The organism is Kineococcus gurbantunggutensis, assembly GCF_050871925.1.
GTDB lineage: Bacteria > Actinomycetota > Actinomycetes > Actinomycetales > Kineococcaceae > Kineococcus.
This window is the reverse complement of the sequence record NZ_JBJLSG010000015.1, coordinates 1-20,875: the sequence shown is the minus strand read 5'-3', so window position 1 is coordinate 20,875 and position 20,875 is coordinate 1. Positions and strand designations below refer to the sequence as shown.

19 protein-coding genes are annotated in these 20,875 nt (G+C 71.0%); 10 read left to right on the top strand and 9 right to left on the bottom strand.

Going from position 1 to position 20,875, the window contains the following annotated elements; genetic code table 11:
- Positions 1-154 precede the first annotated feature (154 nt).
- On the top strand, positions 155-1,222 hold the full coding sequence (locus ACRYR7_RS04555) for an alkene reductase (RefSeq protein WP_432570878.1): 1,068 nt from the start codon (positions 155-157) through the stop codon (positions 1,220-1,222).
- Positions 1,223-1,547: 325 nt separating this feature from the next.
- Here ACRYR7_RS04555 and ACRYR7_RS04550 read toward each other — a convergent pair whose 3' ends face one another.
- Positions 1,548-1,940, bottom strand: coding sequence for an ester cyclase (locus ACRYR7_RS04550; protein WP_432570877.1), 393 nt, complete (start codon positions 1,938-1,940; stop codon positions 1,548-1,550).
- Between the two features lie 158 nt (positions 1,941-2,098).
- Between ACRYR7_RS04550 and ACRYR7_RS04545 the strand changes: the two genes are divergently transcribed.
- Both ACRYR7_RS04545 and ACRYR7_RS04540 read left to right on the top strand, forming a co-directional pair.
- Positions 2,099-2,698, top strand: coding sequence for a TetR/AcrR family transcriptional regulator (locus ACRYR7_RS04545; protein WP_432570876.1), 600 nt, complete (start codon positions 2,099-2,101; stop codon positions 2,696-2,698).
- Positions 2,699-3,061: 363 nt separating this feature from the next.
- The gene (locus ACRYR7_RS04540; protein WP_432570914.1) at positions 3,062-3,868 is read left to right on the top strand and encodes a transposase family protein; all 807 of its coding nucleotides are present in this window, start codon (positions 3,062-3,064) and stop codon (positions 3,866-3,868) included.
- Positions 3,869-3,912: 44 nt separating this feature from the next.
- On the opposite strand, the gene ACRYR7_RS04535 is transcribed toward ACRYR7_RS04540, so the two are convergent.
- The 3 genes from ACRYR7_RS04535 to ACRYR7_RS04525 form a co-directional block, all read right to left on the bottom strand.
- Positions 3,913-6,141 carry a KAP family P-loop NTPase fold protein gene (locus tag ACRYR7_RS04535; protein WP_432570875.1) on the bottom strand — a complete coding sequence of 743 codons (2,229 nt, stop codon included), beginning with the start codon at positions 6,139-6,141 and terminating at the stop codon, positions 3,913-3,915.
- A gap of 162 nt (positions 6,142-6,303) precedes the next feature.
- The gene (locus ACRYR7_RS04530; RefSeq protein ID WP_432570874.1) at positions 6,304-6,951 is read right to left on the bottom strand and encodes a helix-hairpin-helix domain-containing protein; all 648 of its coding nucleotides are present in this window, start codon (positions 6,949-6,951) and stop codon (positions 6,304-6,306) included.
- A complete protein-coding gene (locus ACRYR7_RS04525; RefSeq protein WP_432570873.1) occupies positions 6,861-8,390 on the bottom strand; it encodes an NAD-dependent DNA ligase in 1,530 nt (509 codons plus the stop codon). Before ACRYR7_RS04525 ends, ACRYR7_RS04530 begins: the two co-directional genes overlap by 91 nt.
- An 879-nt stretch (positions 8,391-9,269) precedes the next feature.
- Here ACRYR7_RS04525 and ACRYR7_RS04520 point away from each other — a divergent pair.
- The gene (locus ACRYR7_RS04520) at positions 9,270-9,695 is read left to right on the top strand and encodes a hypothetical protein (protein ID WP_432570872.1); all 426 of its coding nucleotides are present in this window, start codon (positions 9,270-9,272) and stop codon (positions 9,693-9,695) included.
- A 273-nt stretch (positions 9,696-9,968) separates the two neighbouring features.
- On the opposite strand, the gene ACRYR7_RS04515 is transcribed toward ACRYR7_RS04520, so the two are convergent.
- On the bottom strand, positions 9,969-10,193 hold the full coding sequence (locus tag ACRYR7_RS04515; protein WP_432570871.1) for a hypothetical protein: 225 nt from the start codon (positions 10,191-10,193) through the stop codon (positions 9,969-9,971).
- 497 nt (positions 10,194-10,690) lie between these two features.
- Here ACRYR7_RS04515 and ACRYR7_RS04510 point away from each other — a divergent pair, with 497 nt between their 5' ends.
- From ACRYR7_RS04510 to ACRYR7_RS04495, 4 genes are all read left to right on the top strand, one after another.
- Positions 10,691-10,936 (top strand): hypothetical protein, encoded by a 246-nt coding sequence (locus ACRYR7_RS04510; protein WP_432570870.1) that lies wholly within the window; start codon positions 10,691-10,693, stop codon positions 10,934-10,936.
- 141 nt (positions 10,937-11,077) lie between these two features.
- The gene (locus ACRYR7_RS04505) at positions 11,078-11,395 is read left to right on the top strand and encodes a hypothetical protein (protein WP_432570869.1); all 318 of its coding nucleotides are present in this window, start codon (positions 11,078-11,080) and stop codon (positions 11,393-11,395) included.
- Between the two features lie 284 nt (positions 11,396-11,679).
- Positions 11,680-12,093, top strand: coding sequence for a hypothetical protein (locus tag ACRYR7_RS04500; protein ID WP_432570868.1), 414 nt, complete (start codon positions 11,680-11,682; stop codon positions 12,091-12,093).
- 303 nt (positions 12,094-12,396) lie between these two features.
- Entirely contained in the window at positions 12,397-12,696 is a 300-nt protein-coding gene (locus ACRYR7_RS04495; RefSeq protein ID WP_432570867.1) for a hypothetical protein, read from the top strand.
- Positions 12,697-12,984: 288 nt separating this feature from the next.
- Here ACRYR7_RS04495 and ACRYR7_RS04490 read toward each other — a convergent pair.
- Positions 12,985-13,868, bottom strand: a protein-coding gene (locus tag ACRYR7_RS04490) for an IS5 family transposase (RefSeq protein WP_432570866.1) whose coding sequence is annotated in 2 segments (ribosomal slippage) — positions 12,985-13,467 and positions 13,470-13,868 — 882 coding nt in all. Because the reading frame shifts where the segments join, the coding sequence is not laid out codon by codon here.
- Between the two features lie 736 nt (positions 13,869-14,604).
- Complete coding sequence (locus tag ACRYR7_RS04485; protein WP_432570865.1) at positions 14,605-15,273, bottom strand: hypothetical protein; 669 nt, start codon at positions 15,271-15,273, stop codon at positions 14,605-14,607.
- Positions 15,274-15,909: 636 nt separating this feature from the next.
- On the opposite strand from ACRYR7_RS04485, the gene ACRYR7_RS04480 reads away from it, so the two are divergent.
- Entirely contained in the window at positions 15,910-16,356 is a 447-nt protein-coding gene (locus ACRYR7_RS04480) for a hypothetical protein (protein WP_432570864.1), read from the top strand.
- Positions 16,357-16,696: 340 nt separating this feature from the next.
- Here the strand turns inward: ACRYR7_RS04480 and ACRYR7_RS04475 are convergent, their stop codons facing one another.
- Positions 16,697-17,884, bottom strand: a complete 1,188-nt coding sequence (locus ACRYR7_RS04475; protein WP_432570863.1) for a cell wall-binding repeat-containing protein — start codon at positions 17,882-17,884, stop codon at positions 16,697-16,699.
- 494 nt (positions 17,885-18,378) lie between these two features.
- Here ACRYR7_RS04475 and ACRYR7_RS04470 point away from each other — a divergent pair, with 494 nt between their 5' ends.
- Entirely contained in the window at positions 18,379-19,782 is a 1,404-nt protein-coding gene (locus tag ACRYR7_RS04470) for an excalibur calcium-binding domain-containing protein (protein WP_432570862.1), read from the top strand.
- A 77-nt stretch (positions 19,783-19,859) separates the two neighbouring features.
- On the opposite strand, the gene ACRYR7_RS04465 is transcribed toward ACRYR7_RS04470, so the two are convergent.
- A complete protein-coding gene (locus ACRYR7_RS04465) occupies positions 19,860-20,543 on the bottom strand; it encodes a hypothetical protein (protein WP_432570861.1) in 684 nt (227 codons plus the stop codon).
- Positions 20,544-20,875 lie beyond the last annotated feature (332 nt).

Genomic DNA, 20,875 nt, shown 5'->3' with positions numbered 1-20,875 from the left:
CGCCTTCGTCGTCTCTGATGACGCAATGTTCCTGACCGGTCAGGCGCGCTACGTAGATGGCGGCTTCGTCCGCGCGACTAGACACCGCTACCGGGCTTAGCGAGCCCTCATCTCATCCTCGACTCCATCATCACTATCCGATCAGGAGACACCTGTGCCTACCGCCTTCGACCCCATCACCATCGGAAACCTTTATCTCGCCAACCGCATCACCATGGCGCCCATGACCCGCAGCCGAGCGGCGGTCCCTGGAGCCACTGCCACCGCCCTGATGGCCCAGTACTACGCCCAGCGCGCCAGCGCCGGGCTGATCATCACCGAGGGTGTCCAGCCCAGCGTGGTCGGCCAGGGGTACATCAACACCCCCGGTCTGCACAGCACCGAACAGGTTCAGTCGTGGCGAGAGGTCACCGGCGCCGTTCACGCCGCCGGTGGCAAGATCGTTGCGCAGCTCATGCACACCGGTCGCATCGGCCACCCCGACTCCTATGCCGGCGACCCGATGACTCCGGTGGCCCCTTCGCCGGTCAAGGCCGCTGGTCAGACCTACACGCCCACCGGGCTTCAGGACTTCGTGGTCCCCCGAGAACTGACCGGCGACGAGATCAAGGCAACGGTCCGCGACTTCGCCCAGGCCGCGCGCAACGCAATCGAAGCCGGTTTCGATGGCGTGGAGCTGCACGGAGCGAACGGGTACCTGCTCCATCAGTTTCTGTCCACCAACGTCAACCGGCGACAGGACGACTGGGGCGGTTCTGTTCAGGGGCGTATCCGCTTCACGCTCGAGGTGGCGCGCACCGTTGCCGCGACGATCGGTGCTGGACGTACGGGCCTGCGCATCTCACCCGGTAACACACTCAACGATATCGTCGAGGACGCTCAGGGTACCTACCCTGCACTGCTGGAGGCTCTAAACCCCATCGGGCTGGCCTACCTGCACGTCATGGAAACCGTCGAGGCCGACCTGACCCGTCAGCTGCGCACCCAGTGGCAAGGGGCCTTCATCCTCAACCCTGTCACCCCAGGTAGTGCCACCGGGGCCGCCCAGCTGCAGCTCATCGAGAACGGCTCCACCGACCTCCTGTCCTTCGGCGCCGCCTTCCTCGCAAACCCCGACCTACCTGCCCGCCTCGCCGCCGGGGGGCCCTACAACACGCCTGACTTCTCGACTGCCTACGGGGGGGGCGCGGTCGGCTACACCGACTACCCGACTCTTCCTTGACCGTCCTTCCACGAAACGCCCCCGGGACGGAGCGCAATCACCGCGCCGGGGGAATCGGCTTTGCCGCGTCAACGAGGAGAAGGTAGTCGTTCGCTGTGGGGCGCGCATGGCGCCCCGCGCGGGCACGCGGAGCCGTGACCGGTACGCTGAAGAGACCGATCGTCATCAGCGTGACGTCCCACGGCTCCACGTTCCGACGACAACGACGCGCCTGGGCGGCGCTGCAGGTCCGCAGGTTGCAGCCACGCGAGGAGGCGTCGTTGCGCCGCCCTCGCCACCCGCGCCACCCAGAGGAGTAGACGCCTCGTCCGGGACTCCTGTCAGGTCAAGCCGTCAGCTGCCGCAGCATCTCGGCCGAGTCGTGGAGGTTGGTCATCTGGACGAAGCGCCCGTTGCTGACCTTGTAGATGGCGTACTCCACGATCTTGAACGAAGCTCCTGAGGGTTCGACGCCGAGCCACGTCTTGGTCGGCGTGCCGGTGTTGGTCACGCGGACGGCGATACCGTCGCGGTCAAGCAACAGTTCCTCGACTTCCCAGTGGATGTCGGGCACGGCATCGATGATCCCGCCAAGAACGGTGACGATGTCGCCGCGGGTTACCTGCTCACCCCCGGCCATTACCTGGTCGTGGATGAATTCGTCCATGCCGCTCAGGTCGTGTGCGTTGAGGGCGGCGATGTAGCGCAAGTACCAACTGCGCAGCTCGTTGTCGGCCATCAGATGGATCCTTTCAGGGGTTGGTCATCAGAGCACCGAGTACCGGGGTGCACTGATCACCCATATCTGCACCGGTCGGTGCCGAAGTCACGTTAGCACCCCGCTTGGCTCCTGCGGCACTGTTGGGCACTGATCGGTGCCGAAGGTACGATCGGGTCATGGAGACCACGCGGCCGGGCCGACCACGAGCCTTCGACGCCGAGGTGGCTCTCGACAAGGCGATGACTGTCTTCTGGCGACAGGGGTACGACAGTGCCAGCCTCGTCGACCTGACCGAAGCCATGGGCATCTCCCGCAAGAGCATGTACGCAGCCTTCGGCAGCAAGGAACAGCTCTTCCACAGGGCTCTTCAGCGATACGGCGAAGGTCCGGGGGCGTACATCGAGCGAGCTCTGCTGGAGAACACTGCGCTGGAGGTGGCAACAACCTTCCTTACCGGTGCGGTGCAGGCGACCACCTCACCGGAACACCCACCCGGATGCCTGGGCGTGCAGGGAGCACTGGTCGCCGGCGAGGACGGTCGAGCGGTGCGTGACACCCTCACGGACTGGCGCATGACCGGCCAGTTGCGCCTGGCCCAGCGATTCCAGCAAGCCACTGAGGCGGGTGACCTGCCTGCCGACGCCGATGCGGGGCTGATCGCCCGCTACCTCATGACGGTTGCGAACGGGGTGGCTGTGCAGGCAGCCGGAGGCGCCGGGCGGGAAGAGCTGCAAAGCGTCGCTGACATCGCAATGCGGAACTGGCCACCGGCCTGACCTACCGTAGCCACCCGCAATAGCGATCAAGAAGATGTCGCTTGACTGCTCCACGAGCACACCTGCGCGTCGTCATGCTGCACGTTTGCGCTGGACCGCTCGCGACGGACGTCATCGACGTTGCGAGCGTTCTCGTCATCAACGCTCAGTAATCGGAATCGCCTGCACGATCCTCGACATGGACGGAAGATCTTCGCCGAGCGCAATGAGGCGCGACCAGCGGCATGAGCGGTGACTGAGCGTTTGCTGGTGACTGCGTCAAGCTGCGGAACTTCAGGGAAGTGAGGGGCTGGAGTACGCAGGATCTGGTCGGCGACGATGGAGGGCGACCAAGCCCTTCCGCTGTACCCACCTGGATTCTGTGTGCTCTCCTATCGTGCCACCCTTGATGTCTCCCGTGCCCTCGCCCAGCGCATTGCTCACCTGCTGTCGATCCACCGTGTCGTGGTCGGTACCCGCCGTGGGCGACGAGCGCTCGGCTGCTTCGCTCAGGCGGTGATGCTGCTGCGGTTCATGCGTCAACGCGCCGCGATCGCTGACCTAGCCGCCGACAACAACATCAGCCTCTCCACCGCATATCGATGCCTGCATGAGGCGCTCGACGTGGTCGCCAACCAAGTACCCGAACTGGTTGACGTGGTGCAGCGCGCTTTCAAGGCCGGCTACGAGCACCTCCTGCTGGACGGCACCCTGATTCCCACCGATCGCGTCCACGACAGCGGTCTTGGGTCCGATCGCTGGTACTCCGGCAAGCACAAACGCCACGGCGGCAACGTCCAAGTCATCTGCGACCCCGATGGGCGACCCATGTGGGTCTCACCCGTGGAACCCGGCGCCACCCATGACCTCACCGCAGCACGCCGCCATGTCCTACCAGCGCTCTACCCGACCGCGGCGCGGGGCCTCCCCGTGCTGGCTGACAAGGGCTACATCGGCGCTGGTGCTGGTGTCCGGGTGCCAGTTCGGCGACCTCGGGAAGGGCAGGGTCTCGACCGAAGCACCCGAGGGTGGAACTCCTACGTCAACGCTGAGCGCGCTTTCGTCGAGCACGGCATCGCGTACCTAAAGGTTCGCTGGCGGGCCTTGGCCCGCGTAACCCTCTGCCCCTGGCGCATCTCCGCCATCGTCGCTACGGCACTGGTGCTCAGCAACTGGGAAAACCGTTACTGACAAAGGCTCAGTCAGAAGTTGCGTTACTGAACTACGTCACGGGTTCAGGCCCCCGGTGTCACCTCCGGGGGCCTCAACCGCAGGGCCACGGCCTGCCGGACGACCAGGTCGCGGTTCTCATCGGTGTCCTCCAAGCCGTCCTCAATGCCATGAGACACGTACATGTCCGCCGAGTACCCGACTCCGTAATCCAATAGGTTCTCTCGACTAAAGACGTCCCGAGTGATCACGTCACTGAGACCCGACAAGCGCGCCGAGGCGTTGGCGACCCCTACTACGTGTTGCGTATTGACCCACGCCAGTAGGACCCCGTGCAGATCCCACTCTCCACTTACCACCTGTGTGCGTAGCCACTCACTGGCGCGTTCCGGGTCGAGGTGCCACCAAGTCCACCAGCGAGACCGATGTTTTTCGTCGAACTCATCGAGAGGCATCTCTTGGAGGGTGCTGAAATAAATGCTGAGCGCCTGGACCGTCATCCCTCGAACATGGCTAGCCCAAAAAGGGCGGCGCCTATCCCAGTCGAGAAACTCCTTCTCCTGGGGACGTACCCTTTTTCTAAGGGCCGTCTGAACCACGGCGCCCATGTAGTCCAAGCCGTGCGTAGTATCAAGACTTTCCGCGACGAAGCGGTGAACCTGCTCCTCAGGAAGCTGCTGCAGAAGCCGGTAGGTCAGCCCCTCGACCTGATGAACTTTTCCCAGCGTCAAGGTGTTGCTGCCGTCGTCGAGGCGAGCGTACTCAGATCGTAGGATGATTAGCAAGGGAACAATTGCTGGGTGATCCGGGCTTAGCTGCCGCTCTAGCTTCCAGATGAACCGCTCCGTCTCCTCATGTAGTTCAGAGACAAGCCGGGCAACGGCTGCGCTGGAACGTTCCGCAACCATGTCGGCCAGTGCGTCGACCACCACCTTGTCGGCTAGCCCTTCGCCAGGAGTTCCGTAGCTGAAGTAGTGGTCGAAGTAGTACGGGTGACCCACGCCACGCCGGACGCCGGCGTCGTCGGCATCCTGAGTTTGAAGTTGCTGGCGGCTCATCTCGGCTCTTACCACCGGGAACATCTCGGTGAGCAAGTCCAAAACGTCATCCCCGTTGCGCTCGTCGCCTACCGCCTCCTTGACCCTTTGACGCCACTGTTCCGCGACGCCCGACAGATCCGGCTGCGGTTGGCTAAAAGCGCGGAGCATCTGCTTCTCAGATTGGCCGAGGAAATCTTCGCGATGCTGCTGCACCATGCGATACACACCCGGCTCCTCCGCGCGAAGCCACGTCACCGCGAGGTAGTCGACGAAGTCAACCTCGCCTTCAGTCAGTCCGTAGAACGCATCGACCTGTCCCATGACGCGGTTGATGGTGCGAGGGCTGTCCAGTCGACGCAGCAGGTGGTCATGCATGAGGCGCTGGTACCGCTGTTGCTGCTCATCTGACCACGTGAGGCCGTGCTGGTTGATGATGCTGTTCATGGCTCGGTCGACGAGCATGTCGCGCTGGTACGGCCGCAGCGCGGGCAGGTCCAGGCGTACCTGCACCAGCTTCTCCAGGTAGTCCTGCGCGCGCTCGTCCGACTCTCCCACCAGGGAGGTGTGCTTGAGCAGGTCGATGAGGGTCTGCTCGTCGTAGCTGAGCAGGTAGTAGACGTTGGGCAGCCGGCCGATCATCCGCACCAGCTTCAGGACCAGCAGGAGCTCCGGGGCCTCGAGCCGGTCGAGGTCGTCGAGGATGACGAGGATCGGCTGACCGTGCGCCTTCAGCGCTTGCCGGGCGCGTTCATGCGTCGCCGAGACGCTGGTGTCGCCTGCGATCTTGTCGCCGAGCATCTTCATCGGCGCCTCACCGCTTAGCCCCGCGTACTGGGCGACAGCGCCCAAGGGCGCGAGGGCAGCGGCGGCCTTGCCGATCTTGATCCGGGTCTCCGGCCACTTGCCGTCCTTGGGAAGCGCCTCGCGCAACTCGGTGAAGAAGCCCAGCTGCAGGCTCTCGGCGTCGCTGTAGGCCCAGGGTGTGAACCAAGCCACGATCCAGTCGCGGCTCCCTTGAGCCGCCAGGTGTCGCTCCAGCATCCGCAGGACGCTGGACTTGCCGGAGCCCCACGGCCCGACCAGTCCGAGGACACTGGACTCGCTCTGCGCACGCAAGCGGTCGAGCAGCCGGCCGATGTGCTCCGCCATGCTCTGGCGATCCAGCAGGTCGGGGTGGCTGTCGCTGGCATCGACGGGGTCGTCGGCCAGCAGCCGCGGTTCTCCAGGTTCATCGGGTGCGCCGGTGGTGGCCATGACGGCAGCCTGGCAGAGGCATCGGAGGCCCGCAGGAAGTCGATCGCCAGAGGCGCCGACCCGTCTACGTCGGTAGTGCTGCGCTGACCCGGGAGAGAAGTGCCCGGGTCGGCGCGTGCGCCGGGTCAGTTGATCTGGGCTGGCTGCCTCGGGTTGACCGGCTCAGGCCACGGTGGCGGCGAACGCAGCCGGGTCGATGACGGGGATGCCGAGCTGGGCGGCCTTGCGCGCCTTGGCCGTGTCGCTCTCGGCCGTCACCAGGGCGGTGGTCTTGGCCGAGACGCTGCTGCTGGCGGTGCCGCCGAGGGCTTCGATGCGCTCGGCGATGGTGGTGCGGGTGTAGCCGGGCACCGCGCCGGAGACGACGTAGGTCTTGCCCGCCAGCGGCTTGTCGGCGCCGTCGTCGGGCACGGTCATCGTCAGCCCGTGCGCGGCCAGGCGGTCGATGACCTCGCTGAGGCGGACCAGGCCGTCGGCGATGTGCTGGGCCTTGATCGTGCCGAGCTTGTTGATCGCGGCCAGCTCCTCCACGCTCGCCGCGCGCAGGGCGTCCATGGAGCCGAAGCGGGAGGCCAGCCAGCGCCCCACGGAGCGGCCGGTCATGCGGATGCCCAGGCCGGTGATGACGCGGTTCAGCGGCTGCTCCTTGCTGGCCTCCAGGCCCTCGACGACCTTGGCGGCGTTCAGCTCCCCGAGGGTGCGGGTGGCGCCGGTCTTGGTCACGCCCAGCGGCAGGGCGGCCCACTGCTCCAGGGTGAGGTCGTAGAGGTCGGCGACGCTGGTGGCCAGGCCGCTCTCGGCGAGCGCCACGCAGACGGCGTCGCCGATGCCGTCGATGTCCAGGGCGTCGGGGAGGCCCAGTAGTCCAGGGCTCCGGCGATGGAGCAGGAGGGGGTGTGGCAGCGCCACAGCAAGGAGGTGGTGTCCAGCTCCTCCCCGCACTGCGGGCAGTGCGTGGGCGCGACCCACGCCTCGGCGTCGGCGGGACGGGCGGCGAGGTTGGCACTGGTGACCCGGGGGATCACGTCCCCGGCGCGGTAGACCCAGACCTCGTCGCCGACGCGCAGGTCGCGCTCGGTGATCCAGGGGGCGTTGTGCATGGTGACGTGAGTGATGGTGGTGCCGCCGACGCTGACGGGGTCGAGGACGGCGCGGAAGCCCAGGCGGCCGGTGCGCCCGACGCTGATCTCGATCTCGCGCAGCGTCGTGACGGCGGTGTCGGGGGCGTACTTGTAGGCCAGTGCCCAGCGGGGGGAGCCGGTGCGCTGGCCCAGGCGGCGGCGGGTGGCCAGCGAGTCGGCCTTGAGGACGGCGCCGTCGATGGGGAAGCCGAGGGTGGGGCGCAGCGCCTCGATGGTCTCGATGGCGCCCAGCACCTGCTCGGCACCCTCACGCGGGGCGCGCAGCTCCTCGGGCAGCAGCTGGCGGCCGGTGGCGAAGCCGAGGGCCTCGGCGGCGTCCAGGCGCTCGCTGTACGTCGCGTTTTCCTGCTCCGGGATGCCGTCACCGGAGATGTCGTAGGCGGCGAAGGACAGCGGCACCTCGTAGGTGCGGTTGAGGTTGCGCAGGGTGCCGCTGGTGGCGTTGCGGGGGTTGGCGAAGGCCGGGCGCCCGGCGGCGACCCGCATCTCGTTGGCGACCTCGAAGTCGGCGTCGGACATGAACAGCTCCCCGCGGACCTCCCCGGACCAGCCGACGCCCGAGGGAGTGGTCAGGCGGGCGGGCAGGCCCGCCACGCCCTGCCCGCGCAGCAGCTGCTCGGTGACCGGGTCACCGCTGGTGCCGTCGCCGCGCTGGGCGGCCTGCACGAGCACGCCGTCCTGGTAGACGGCGCTGATCGCGCAGCCGTCCAGCTTCACTTCGACCACGAGCGGGCCGGGCTCCTGCCCGTCCTGCCCGTCTGCGCTGAGGCCGGCCAGGAAGGCGCGGACCTCCTCAGGCGTGGTGGCCTTGGCCAGGCTGAGCATGGGGCTGCTGTGGCGGACCTCCCCGCCGACCGGGGCGCCGGAGGCCACCTGCGTGCTCACGCCCTCGTCGTCCCAGCCCGGGTGCGCGGCCTTGGTGGCGATCACCCGGTCCTTGAGGGCGTCGAAGGCGGAGTCGGGCATCAGGGGCTGCTCGAGGCGGTAGGCGATCTCGGCTTCCTGCACCTGCGCGACGGCGGCGGTGAACGACGCCTGGTCGGCGAAGACCTGCACGTGCTGGGCAACCGTGCCGGCGTCGGTGCTGGTGCTGGTGGTCGGCGTCATCGGTGGCACTCCTTGGTTCGGGGGAACGTCCTGTCCGTCGCTGCCGGCGGGAGCCGGCGAGGCGAGGAGTCAGGATGGGGACGGGCTGGTGCGGGCCAGGCCGGGCGGGGCTGAGCACCTAGCGTCGTGTGCGGTCATCGCCTCATCGCTTCGTGGTGGTCGTGCTGGTCGTGGTGGGTCTGCGTCCCCCGCGGGTGCGCTGCACGCCAGCGTGCCAGCCAGGGCCGACACCCATCCGTTGCTGGTCGATGGGGAGCCGGCGAGCGCCGATCGGGTGTGTGCGCAGGGTGGGGTGGTGCTCGCCTCGGGTGAGGGAGCCGGCGAGGCGACGACCGGGGTCGTGGTCGGTCTTGCTGGGGAGGCTGGGCTGCTGCGGTCGGGAACGGGCCAGGGAGCCGGTGGGGACGCTCCTGCGGTAGCCGTCGGCGCGCGTGACGCTGGTGCAGCCGGTGGGCACCTCGTGCCGGGTGGGCACGACCAGCTCGCCGGCGCCGGTGCAGACGAGGCGCTCCGACGGGGCGCTCGCGTGCCAGAGCAGAGCGTCCTGGTGCGCGTCGCGCAGGTAGCGGGCCACCTCGGCGCCGGTGCGGGCCTGCTCGCCGGCCTGCGCCCGAACTGCGGTGCCGCGCTCCTGCGACGTGGATCCAACGTGCAGCAGTGCAGCGCAGGTTGCGGCACAGCGCAGGTCGCTGCGCTGGCGCCGGTCGCTGCCGGGCCCGCGGTACCGAGGGGTGTTCTCGCGGTTGCGGGAACCGGGCGATCGCGGTGGCGGTGTCCGGCGGGTCCGGCGGGTCCGGTTGAGCTGGGTCGAGCTCGGTCGAGTTCACCGGCGCGCTAGCGTCTGCTGCCCGTACGATCACCACGAGGGCGCCAGGAGCGATGACGCAGCTGATCAACGTCTTGAACGAGCGCGCCATCCACGCCTACGAGGTGCACGAGGCCTCCAGCCCGGCGGGCCTTCGCGCGCTGGGGGCGGTGCTGAGCTCGCACGGCATCTCGATGAACGGCGGGCTGGTGCTCGGGGACGTGGAGAACCTGTTCTTCGACGGCAGGCTGCACGCGGTCGACGACGCGATCGAGGGGTTGGCCTGGTCGGGGCTGGACGACGTGGCCGCGCTGGTGACCCGGGCCCGGCGCGAGTACCTGCGCGTGCAGCCCACCGGGTACGAGGACGTCTGCGATCAGGACGCGCTGGTGAGCGAGCAGATCAACGCCTCGTTCTTGCAGATCGCCGGTGAGCAGCAGCTGGAGGCGGCGATCTCGGCGCGGCTGGCGGACATCGCACCGCAGCTGCGCTCGCCGTGAGGGCAATCCCGTCCTTCAGGTGGCGGTGCCTGCACGGGGGTGGGCACTGCCCGCAGGCGGCGGCGGCTCGGTCGGTGGGGCAGCGGCACCGCGCACGGTTTCCTCGCCCGGTTGAGTGAGGGGCCGGTGCCAGCGGATCGTGCAGTCAGAGCCTGCCGAGGCGGGCTCAGGCGCTCAACGCGACGCCTGGTAGCCGGCGTTCGCCAAGCGCGCGCTGCGCCCGCGCGCCCGTGCGCGGGTGCGTGTGGGCACAGCGTTGACGCCTGCTCGCGCTCAGGAGCGACCTCGGCGCAGCCCCGCGATGATCAGGCCGATCCCGCACGCCAGCAGCAGGGCGCCGAGCAGCCACAGCGGCACCCCTCGCGGCGAGCGCTCGCTGAGGTCGCCGGCCAAGAGCAGGACGGCCACCCCGATGAGGCTGAAGAGCCCTCCGGGGACGAAGAAGCCGGCCCGCGAGGACTGCGAGGACTGCGAGGACTGCTGGGGCTGCCGGCTCACGAGGTGACCTCCGCACGATCGGTTGGGTGAGCCGGCCCCGGCCGGCTCGTGGTGCATCGAGGATGCCGGTAACCGCGCAGCCCGCCACCCGGCCGCAGCCCCGCGGTGAGCGCCGGGGTGAGCGCCGCGGTGAGCGCCGGGGTGAGTGCCGGGGTGAGCGTGGGGGTGAGTTCATGGTCCCTGCCTGGTGCGTCCGCTCCAAGCGCGTACCCGGCAGCGGATCGAGGTGGCCGTGCTCGCACCGGTGCGACGGGTGCTCCGCAGGGCACGGTGCTCAGGGCCTCGCTGCAGCGCTGCAGCGGCGTCGCGGGTCGGCGCGTGGCAGCCAGCAGGTGGCTGTGCCGCTGTGCCGCTGTGCCGCTGTGCCGCTGTGCCGCTGTGCCGCTGTGCCACGGTGAGCCGGTGAGTTCAGCTGCCGGTGGGGCCGTGCGTGGGGCCGTGTGTGAACTCGTGCGTGAAGCCGTGGAGGCCGGCGCTGTCCTGGCGCGGTGGCGGGCGTGAGCGGGCCACCGCCGTGGCCGCTGCCACCTGGCCTGCGCCGGGCCCTGGTGATCGTCTACGGCGTCCTGGCCGTGGGCGGCGCCGTGGTCCTCCTCGTGCGCGGTGTGCAACACGGTGATGCCCTCCTCCTCGTGCTGGCCGTCGTCAACGTGCTGTTCTGGGGTGGGCTGCTGGCCCTGGTCTTGCACGTCGATGCTCGCCGTCGCCGCCGCTGGGCCCGGTACGAGGATGGGCAGCGCTGAGACCGGCGTCCCGCGCGGGCATGTAGGGGGACTCGGGCGCGTGGGGGGACGTGGCACCGTGGGGACGCGTGTGAGTGGCCGGTTCACGTAGAGCGGGGGTGGTCGCTGGTGTGGGTCGATGGTGCGGGCGTTGCCCACACGGTGGCAGCTGTCGACTGGCGCAGCGTGGTGCACCTGGAGCACGAGGTGCTGCACCGGGCGCGCCGGCAGGAGTGGTTCGCGGCGTGGGTGGAGCAGCGCCAGGAGGTGCTCTTGGAGCAGGTCGCCGCCGGCGCCTTCGGCCGCGGCGGTGCCCGGGGTGGGTTGCCGGCGAGCCCGGTGCTGCTGAGCGCTGAGGACGTGCGCGGTCCTGCTCCTGCCGATCGCTGGTTGGATCGGGTGGATCGGTGGTGGCGCCTGGACGTGCTGCTGGCGCTGGAGGACGCGCTGGACGACCCCGTGTGGGACGAACCCGTGTGAGGTGACCTCGTGGGAGACGTCTGCCGTGCAGGACGCGCAGGAGCACGACGCGCAAGACACCGTGGGCGGCAGCGCAGACGACGCCGGGGCAGGTGGCTGAGCGCGCCGTGGACGTGCCCGGTCGGCCTGGTCGGCCGACCGCCTCGGTCGCCTCCGCTGCCCTGAGCGTGACCCGAGCCGGTGGTGGCGCTGGTGTTCCCAGGCCGAGCCCGTCGCCGTCCCCGGTCCTGGGTGCGCGGCTGGCCCCGCCTCGCGAGGTGCACCGCGGCTGGCACGCTGGGGCGGTGAGCACCACCGCGCGCGCACCGTCGTGGACCTTCGGGCAGCGCCTGGAGGCGGCCGGCTACGTGCTGCTGGCCGCCGGCGCCGCCGTGCTGTCGCTCGTCAACGCGCTGCAGCGGCAGTGGCTGTGGCTGGTCCTCACCCTCGCTCTGGCCGTGGTGGCCGCCCGGGCCGTGGCCAAGGTGCTGCGCCGCGCCTCGCCCGCGGCGCGCGCGGCCGCGCAGCAGCGCGCGTACGACGCCGACAGCGCCGTGCGCGCGATGAGCGCCGAGCGCGTCCTGGCCCTGGCGCGCCAGCACCGGCTGGACGTGTGCACCTCCGCCGGGCGTGTCGCGCTGATCAGGGTGCTGCGGGAGGCGGAGCCGCGGCTGAGCCTGGTGCAGGCCACAACCCTGGTGGACGACGCGCTGCGGTGAGGGCAGCCGACGGAGGCGGGTACGTCGATCGCTAGGGCGCGAGCTCGACCTGCGCTGCTCGAGCTGCGCTGCTCGACCGGTCCTGCTCGAGCTGCTGTGCTTGATCGGCGCTGCTCGATCCGGACCTCGCAGCCGATCCATATCGCCACCGCGCCCGCACACCCGTTGCCTGGGTTCGCCCTTCGGCGCCCGCCGAGGGCTTCCAGCCGTGCGTGGGCGCTGCTGTGCGCCCCGCGGGGCGGACTCCCCGGCGTGCTCGTCGACGCATCCACGAGAAGTGTTCACCGGGGGTGTGCGCCGGTGATGGACCGGCGCGAGGTGGCCGGACCGCCGTGGGGGCAGGACCTGGTGCTCACCGCGCAGGTCCAGTGGGTGGGGCACGGCTGGTCGCTGGCTCGCGCTGCGTACCTGGCCACGCTGCAGGCGGTCTTCGACCGCGGTGGCCGGCGCCTGGTGCTGGTGCTCGACGAGCCTGGTGAGCCTGGTGAACCCGGTGAGCCTGGTGAGCCTGGTGAGCCTGGTGAGCCTGGTGAGCACGCAGTGGTGCTCGCCGGTGCGCCTACAGCGCGCGTGGTGTGCGTGGTGCGCGCGGAGCTGTGCTGAGCGCGGGGGTCGAAGGAGACGCGGGGGAGTCGCTGGCGGCTGTCGTGCTCGTGCGCGCCGGGCGCGCGTGCGGCACCCTGCCAGCACGAGGCTGCGGCACCTGCCAGGGGGCGGTGCCGCCACGGCGATGGGGGAAGGAGAGCGGTCGTGCTGGATGGGGACGGCGACTCGGGCGGGCAGTGGCAGAGCCGGCACTGGGGTTACGTCATCGTCACCGTGGTCGCTGCGGTGGCGCTGCTGGGCATGTACCTGACGGGGTGAGCGCGCTAGGCCACGTCTGACGGATCTTCACTTGAGCCAGAGCAGCAGCGAGGCCAGCAACAGCCCGGCACGGTAGTGACGAGCGTGCTTGTCGTAGCGGGTAGCGATACCGCGCCACTGCTTGAGGCGGTTGAAGGCCCGCTCGACGACGTTGCGCCGGCGGTAGGTGTGCGCCTCGAAGCAGTAAGGGCGCCCGCCCGAACTGCCACGGGCGCGGCGGTTGGCGAGCTGGTCGGCGCGTTCGGGAATCGTGGCCGCGATGCCCCTGGCGGCGAGCAAGCGCTGGTTGGCGCGCGAGCTGTAGCCCTTGTCCGCGACCACTTGCCGTGGGCGGGTGCGCGGTCGACCCCGACCGCTGCGAACCACGCGGATCTCGCTCAGCACGGCGGCGAAGACGGTGGTGTCATTGACGTTTCCAGCCGTCAGCACGATCGCCAGCGGCCTGCCCAGCCCGTCGACGGCCAGGTGGGTCTTGGTCGTCAGCCCACCGCGGGAGCGGCCGATCGCGTGGTCGATCGGCTCCGGCGATCGCCGTCCGGACCAGGTGAGCCCCCCGGGGGTGCGCTCCGGCTGGTGTTGGCGCCGTGCTGGTGCACGCGTACCAGCGTGGAGTCCACCGCGACCAACCAGTCCATTTCCCCGGCAGCGTCTGCATCGGCCTGCACCGCTTCCAGCAGCCGCTGCCACGTGCCGTCCGCAGCCCACCGGGTCAGGCGGTAGTAGGCGGTCTGCCAGGGCCCGTACCGCTCGGGCAGCTCTCGCCACGGCGAGCCGGTGCGGTACTTCCACGCGATCGCCTCGATCACCTGTCGGTGATCGCGCCAGCGACCACCACGCTGCGGCTTCGTCGAGGGCAGCATCGGCTCGATGCGCGCCCACGCCGCATCAGTGAGCACCTCGGTCTGTGGCATGTCGACCAGTGAACCGCCCCGTTCCATGATCTACCAGACATGGCCTAGGACCGGCGCCCTTGCCCCCGCGCGGGGAGCTGCGAGCACCGGGCTGTGCTGCGTGATCGGGTGACGGGCGCGTCACCGGATCGCGCGGCAGCCCCTCGCACGGGCGTGGTGCTGCCTGCACCGGCGTGGCGGTGCCTGCACCGGTGCGGTGGTGCTGCGTGGCTCATGCGCGCTGCGCGTGGTGCCGGGCTATCGTCCACGGCGTCGAGGTGCCAGAAGGCGCCAGGGAGCGTGAAGCGGCCGGGAGGGTGCGGTGTCCAAGCAGGGCGGTGCCAGTTCGCTGGGAATCCGGCACTGGATCGGCATCATGATCGTGCTGATCACCCTGGGGGTCCTCGTCGTCGAGAACGTGTGAGCCGGCGCCGGTCAGAGCCGGCGCCGGTCTGATCCGGCGCCGGTCTGATCCGGCTCCGGTGCGAGCTGACTTCGACCGGGCTGCTTGCGGTGTGAGGTGTTCGCCTGCTGGCCGGAGCAACCGGGGCGCTGCTGATCCCGGGTGCTCATCGCAGGTGCCCTCCATGGTGCTCGGGCGGATCCGGGAAGGGCGGTGCGCCGGTGGCCGCGGTGCCATGTCAGCACTGCTGTTGTCGAGAAGGAGGAGGAGAAGTTCGATGAAGCGGGTGCCCAGGAACCTGCTGCTCGCGCTGGTGCTGTTCGTCGTGGTGTTCGGGTACTTCTTCCTGACCGGTCAGCTGCCGTAGTTCCAGGTGCCCTGGTGCAGCGCGCAACTGGCTGCTCGCTCTCGGGTCGGTGCAGTGCTGAGCAGCACTGGGCAGCACTGGCAGCGCTGGGCAGCAGTGGCGGCGCGGGCAGCGCGGGATTGCTCAGTCGAGCCGGGGCGGGGCGGGGCGATGGTGCCGGGGTCGAAGACGTCCACGGCCAGCACCTGGCCCTGGGGGGTGAGCCAGTGCAGCTCGTCCTCGGGAGGCCACTGGGCGGCGTCGTCGATGGGCAGGGGCTGGCTGGGTTCGAGGCTGACCTGGATGCCGGCCACGGGGATGGCGCCGGTGAGGTCCTCGGCGTAGGCGCGCTCACCGGCGTGCAGGTAGTCGAAGCGGGAGAAGACGGAGATCAGGCGCGCGCCGGCGTCTTGAGCTGCGGCGAGGGAGTCAGCGACGTGCTCCTGCTCGTCGTCGACGTCTTCGTCGTCGACGTGGTCGAGGTCGAGGAGGGTGCCGGTGCGCTCGCCCGCTGCGTCCTCGTAGCGCTGGAAGGCGCGTCGCAACTGCACAGTGGCGGCCTGCAGGGCCTGCTGCTCGACGTCGGGCCAGGTGGCCAGGGTCGCAGCGTGCTGGCGCAAGCTGGCGGTGAGCGCTTCGGCTTCCTCGTGCAGGTCCAGCTCGTACTCACCGCTCACGGCACGCTCCAGGTCATCCTCGAGAGGTGTGGCTCCACCACGTCGCCACGTCGCTGCGTCGCATCAACGCCATGCTAGGAGCGCTGGTGCTGTCCTGGCAGGGCGGGAAGAGCGTGGCGGCGGTGCCGGTTGTTGAGGAGTCCTCCCGGGAGCGCGCTGTCAGCTCGTGCCATCAGGTCGTGCTGTTCGGGTACCGGATGGTTCTGCTGCCGCATGCGCCGGTGCCGGGGCTGAGCTGCTGCCGGGCAGTGAGCTCGCCTGACCGCGGGCGGGGCCGCTCCCGCGCTGCTGGCAGGATCCGGGGGACGCGCGGCGCGTGCAGGACCTTCGTGCGCGCCGGCCGGCGGCTCGGGCGATCCAGCAGCCGGTGCTGCATCGGCGAGCACACCGTGTTGCCGGTGCACCGGGCCGCTGGTGCACCGGAGCTGCTGAGGCACAGGACGTGTGGCTCGGCCCGGATGGAGCGGGTTCCAGGTGCCCGCTCGGGGTGCTCACCCCGGCGCTGAGCAGCAGGAGCGTGCTGGATCGATCACCTCGAGCACGAGGACCCCGCCGTCCTCACCGGCTGTGTGCACCACCGGCACCGGCCCCGTCAACCCTTGTCTGGGTCGTCGGCGCTGCTCCTAGGATGCGCCGGTGAGCTTCACGTGGTGGCGCACCGACCCCGCCGGCCGCCGCCTGCTGCTGGTGGGCTCGTGCGCGCTGGTGCTGGCCGTCCTGGCGGGCCTGGGCACCTGGGCGCTGCTGCTGCTGGCCGCGCGGTGGTGGCTGGTGCACCGCGCCGGCCGGGGTGGGCGGGTGGCCTGGGCGCTGCTCGTGGTGTTCTCCGTGCTCGGTGTCCTTTCCAGCGCCGGCGTCGTCCTCTTCCTGCTGCCGGCCTCAACGCCACCGCCGCCGGTCATCGTGCTCCCGATGGTGCTCAACGCCGCGATCGTCGTGCTCCTGGCGACACCAGCGGTGCGCGTACGGGTGAACGGTGCGCGCACGGGTGGACAAGGCACACGTGCTGCAGGTTCCGGCCTGACCGAGGACGCTGCGGCGCGCGGCGGTGCGGGCGGGACCGAGGGCGATCGGCGCCGGTAGGCGGCAGCGATCGACGCCGGTAGGCGGCAGCGATCGGCGCCGGTAGGCGGCAGCGATCGGCACCGGTCGGTGCTGGTGCGTGCCGGGCCGGGCCGGGCCGGGGGAGCCGGTACCCAGGTGCACAGGCGCGCCCGTGCACCGAAGCGGTCGCGGTATGGAGGGCTCCAGGCAGTTGCGGGCCCCCTTCCTCGCTGCGCCCCTGGCGCCGGCGCGCGGTGGTCGGTCCGGGTTGGGGCCTGACCACCGCGCGCCCGCGCAGGAGAGCTCACTCGCTGCTCATCCGGTGCCGCTCACCCGCTGCTCATCCGGTGCCGCTCACCCGCTGCTCATCCGGTGCCGCTCAGCAGGCGGTCAGCAGCGCCTCGGGGGTCACCGAGGTCGGCCCGCCCAGCACGATCTGGGTGCTGGCGCCGCTGGCCAGGGTGTAGGCCACGGTGCTGGCCGGGCTGCACGCCGGCGGCAGCAGCAGCACGGGAGCGGCGTTGAGCGCGGCGGCGGGCACCGCGGCCAGGGCGTCGGGGAAGTTCTCCCCCGTGGCGATGAACTGCACGTCCGTTTCGGGGAAGAAGGAAGAGGCCACCACGGTGGCGGTCTCGTAGCGGTCCGCCCCCTCCAAGCGCTCGAGGTCCTCGGCGTCGGCGGGGTTGTCCAGGTGCGCGACGATGCCGTCGGCGACGCTCTCGGAGACCGCGGCGGTGCTGCCCACGATCACAGCAGTCTCCAGCGCGGCGTCCTGCAGCCAGGTGTCCACCACGGCGGGCAGTCGGCCCGGCTCGGTGATCATCAGCGGGACGCCGCCGGCGGCGGCCGCGGCCCCGCCGGAGAGGGCGTCGGGGAAGGTGTCCCCGCGGGCGATGACCGCGGAGTCCGCCTGGGGGAAGAAGCGATCGGCCACGGCCACGGCGGTGGCGTAGCGGTCGGTGCCGGCGATGCGCTGCACGCTGGCGCCGGGGGCAGCGGTGGCCACCGCATCCAGCACGGCTTGCGTGATGCGCTCGGGGCCGCCGACGACGTAGACGGTGGCGGGCTTCAGGCGGGTCAGCTGCGCGGCGCTGGCCGCGGGCAGCTCGCTGGTGCGGGTCAGCAGCAGGGGAGCGTCCAGGGAAGCGGCCGCGGGGCCGGCGGTCAGGGCGTCGGCGGGGGCTTCGCCGCTGGTGAGGAAGACCGCCGAGGCGGCCTGCTCGGCGGGGTCGGCGGAGGGCGCGAAGGAGCCCTGGGCGATGATCGCGGCGGTCTCGTAGCGGTCCGCGCCGGCGGCGCGCACCAGCCCGGCGGTGTAGGGGAAGGGCACGCCGGCCTTGGGCACCACCACTTCGGTGCCGCCCGGGGCCACGCCCTGCCCGCTCACGCCCTGCCCGCTCACGCCCTGGCCGGTGGCGTTCTGCGCGGTGCCCTGAGGGCTGGTGCTGCGGGTGGTGTCGTGGGGCGCGGCGCTGGCGCTGGCGCACAGGCCGGCGCCCACCCCCAGCGCGGTGGCGGCGGCCGCCGTGGTCAGGGTCAGCGTGCGCAGGCGGTGGGGCAGGTTCACGGGGGCGTCCTTGCTCTGAGGTGGTGCGTGCTCTGGCGTGCTGCGAGGTGGTGCGTGGGATCGGGGCGTGCGCGGGTGCGCGCGGGGTTTCGTGCTCCTCGCGCTGCTCGTGCGAGGGGTCAGCGGGTTCGACGGCGACGTGCCGCGTTGCCGCTTCGGCAGGTGATCGCCGCACGCGCGGGCGGTGTTACACGTGTGACGAGCGCGGTGCTCGCGCCGGGCAGTGACACCGAAACCCCGCGAGCTCAGCGCGGGTGTGACACGATCACCCGTGCTCAGCGGCGGGCTGGGACACCGCTGGTGGAGGGGGACCGCTCGTGCGTGCTGGGCGTGCTGGGCGTGCTGGGCGTGCTGGGCGTGCTGGGCGTGCTGGGCGTGCTGGGCGTGCTGGGCGTGCCGGGCGTGCTGGGCGTGCCGGGCGTGCCGGGCGTGCTGGGTTCGCCGGGCGCTGCGCGGCGGTTCCTGCACGCGGCGCGAGGACGGCGCTGGTTTCGGTGGCATCGTTCTGGGCGGCGCTGTTCTCGGCCGGTGCGCTCGTCGCCGGCGCTGCTGGTGCCGCCTCTGTCGGTGCCGCCCCTGCTGCGCTGGCCGCGCCCCACCCGGGCCCGGTGGGGGTTCGCCAGGTGGGCGGGGCCATCGAGCAGGCCTGGCTGCGCACGGGGGGCGCGCGCGGGGTGCTGGGCGCACCGCTGACCGACGAGCTGCCCACCCCCGATGCGGTGGGGCGCTTCAACCACTTCGAGCACGGCTCCATCTACTGGAGTTCGGCCACGGGCGCGCACGAGGTGCACGGCGCGATCCGCGAGGCGTGGGCGCGGTCGGGCTGGGAGCGCTCGGTGCTGGGGTACCCGATCAGCGATGAGCTGAGCACCGGTGACGGGCTCGGGCGCGTGAGCCGCTTCCAGGGCGGTTCGATCTACTTCAGCCCCGCCACCGGCGCGCACGAGGTGCACGGCGCGATCCGGCAGTGGTGGGAGCAGATGGGTGCCCAGCGCTCGGAACTGGGCTACCCCGTCAGCGACGAGGTGCGCGTGCAGACCGGTCAGGGCCGCTACGCGCAGGTCAGCCGGTTCCAGCGCGGTGAGCTGGTGTGGTGGCCGGACACCTCCCCGGCCGTGGTGCGCGGGGCGATCCACCAGGCCGTGCGCGCCTCCTCCTGGCCGCTGGTGCTGCCCTACGGCGATGAGATGCCCACCGAGGACGGGGTGGGGCGCTGGCAGCCCTTCGTGGGCGGCTCGGTGTTCTGGCACCCGCGCACCGGTGCGCACGTGCTGCCCGGGCCCATCAGCTCCCAGCACGCCTCCAGCTCGGGGCTGGGCTACCCCCTCGCCGAGCACGTCGCGCTGCAGCGCTTCACGGACACCTGGCTGGTGCAGCGCTTCGAGAACGGCTCTCGCTACGTGCGCGCGGACTCCGCCGGCATCCCGTACGCGGTGCGCGGGCAGATCAACCGCCGCTACCTGCAGCTGGGCGCCGAGGCCGGTGCGCTGGGGTGGCCGAAGTCGGATGAGCTGCCCAGCTCCTGGGGGCCGCAGAGCTCCGGGGGGCGGGAGAACTGGTTCGAGAACGGCACGATCTACTGGAGCGAGCAGCTGGGCGCGCACGCGGTGCTGGAGCCCTTCGAGTCCTGGAGCGGTCCTGGTGCCGCCACGCGCGGGTTGCCGGTGGACGAGCAGCACGTGGCCGCCGACAGCACCTGGCAGGTGTTCGAAACGCTGACGCTGGTGCGCAGCGCGCGCGATGGGCGTGTTCGTGCCAGCAGCGGCGCCCACGCCGACTGCGCCGCGGTGTGGGAGGCGGTGCAGGCGCCGCTGCGCCGCGGTGCGCACGGGTACTCCCCGGCTCTGGACCCCGACGGCGACGGCGTGGCCTGTCCGGTCGATCCCCGGCGGGGTTGAGCTGAGCGGGGTGCGCGCCGCGGTGCGGTACGCCGGTGCGCCGGTGCGCCGGTGCGCTGGTGCCGGCAGTTGCTGCTTCAGCTGCGCTGCACGAGCGCGTCCGTGCCACCTGCTGCAACCTGGTACGGCCATTGGAGGCGCAGTGCCGGTGCTGTCGGAAAGGTCAGCTGGAGGGGAGGTTCGATGCGGCACGTCTGGGACGGGTTCCCGCTGTGGTTGGTCGCCGTCATCGCGGTCGTGTTCCTGAGCGCGGCCGTGGTGCTCAGCAGGCGAAGGAAGTGATGCCGGCAGCGCTCGGACCGCACGGGTCCGCCGTCGCCGTGCGGGCGGTTTCGCAGCGCCTCCCCGCCGTGGTGCTCGGCCATCACCAGCACGGCGCTGGGGCGCGGGTCCTGCTGCGCCTTCGGCGCGGGGCTGGGCTGCTGCTCGAAGCCGCGCCGGCGGGTGCTGCGCAGCAGCGTGAGCAGCTCCCTCAGCTGCGAGGGCTGACCGGTCAGGTCGGCGATGCGCCCGCCGCGGGCTAGGTGGCGGCGCAGGTGCTCGTGGGTGGTGGGCACCGCGTGCGGGCCCAGCAGGGCGCTGGTGCGGTCCTGCTGGTGGTTCAGGGCGGCATCGGTGGCCGCGCCGCGCGCGAAGGCGTCCTCGGTCAGCAGCCACTGGCGCAGGGCGTCCACGGCGTGCGAGGCGCGTGGGGCGCGCCGGGCGTTCGCGGCGTGCGTGGTGTGGGAGGTGCGGCCGGTGCCGGCGGGCTCTTCGTCCACGTGGTGATCGTGCCAGGTGCGGTGCTCGTGGCGGGGCGCGCGCAGTACCAGGGCCGTGCGGGCAGTGCGGGCAGTGCGCCGGGCTGGCTGATCGTGGGCTGGTGAGGCGGGGGAAGGACCGTGCAGGCCAGGTCCGGTTTGGTGCGCGCGCCGGCATCGGTACTGCTGCGGGTGCCGCTGTGGGTGTGCTCCTGCTGCTGGGCGAGGGCGCGGTGGAGCCGGCGGTGTCCTGGCCCGCGGCGGTGCTCTCGCTGGTGGTGACGTCGCCGGACGCGGGCGGGGTCTGCTGCACGATCGGTGACAGGTCGGTGACCTCTCACCGATCGTGCAGC

Bases quoted from the DNA above. Each gene is read 5' to 3' on its own strand.
- ACRYR7_RS04550 (WP_432570877.1), bottom strand. From the start codon at position 1,940: ATGGCCGACAACGAGCTGCGCAGTTGGTACTTGCGCTACATCGCCGCC.
- ACRYR7_RS04520 (WP_432570872.1), top strand. From the start codon at position 9,270: ATGACGCAGCTGATCAACGTCTTGAACGAGCGCGCCATCCACGCCTAC.
- ACRYR7_RS04535 (WP_432570875.1), bottom strand. From the start codon at position 6,141: ATGGCCACCACCGGCGCACCCGATGAACCTGGAGAACCGCGGCTGCTG.
- ACRYR7_RS04525 (WP_432570873.1), bottom strand. From the start codon at position 8,390: ATGACGCCGACCACCAGCACCAGCACCGACGCCGGCACGGTTGCCCAG.
- ACRYR7_RS04545 (WP_432570876.1), top strand. From the start codon at position 2,099: ATGGAGACCACGCGGCCGGGCCGACCACGAGCCTTCGACGCCGAGGTG.
- ACRYR7_RS04495 (WP_432570867.1), top strand. From the start codon at position 12,397: ATGGACCGGCGCGAGGTGGCCGGACCGCCGTGGGGGCAGGACCTGGTG.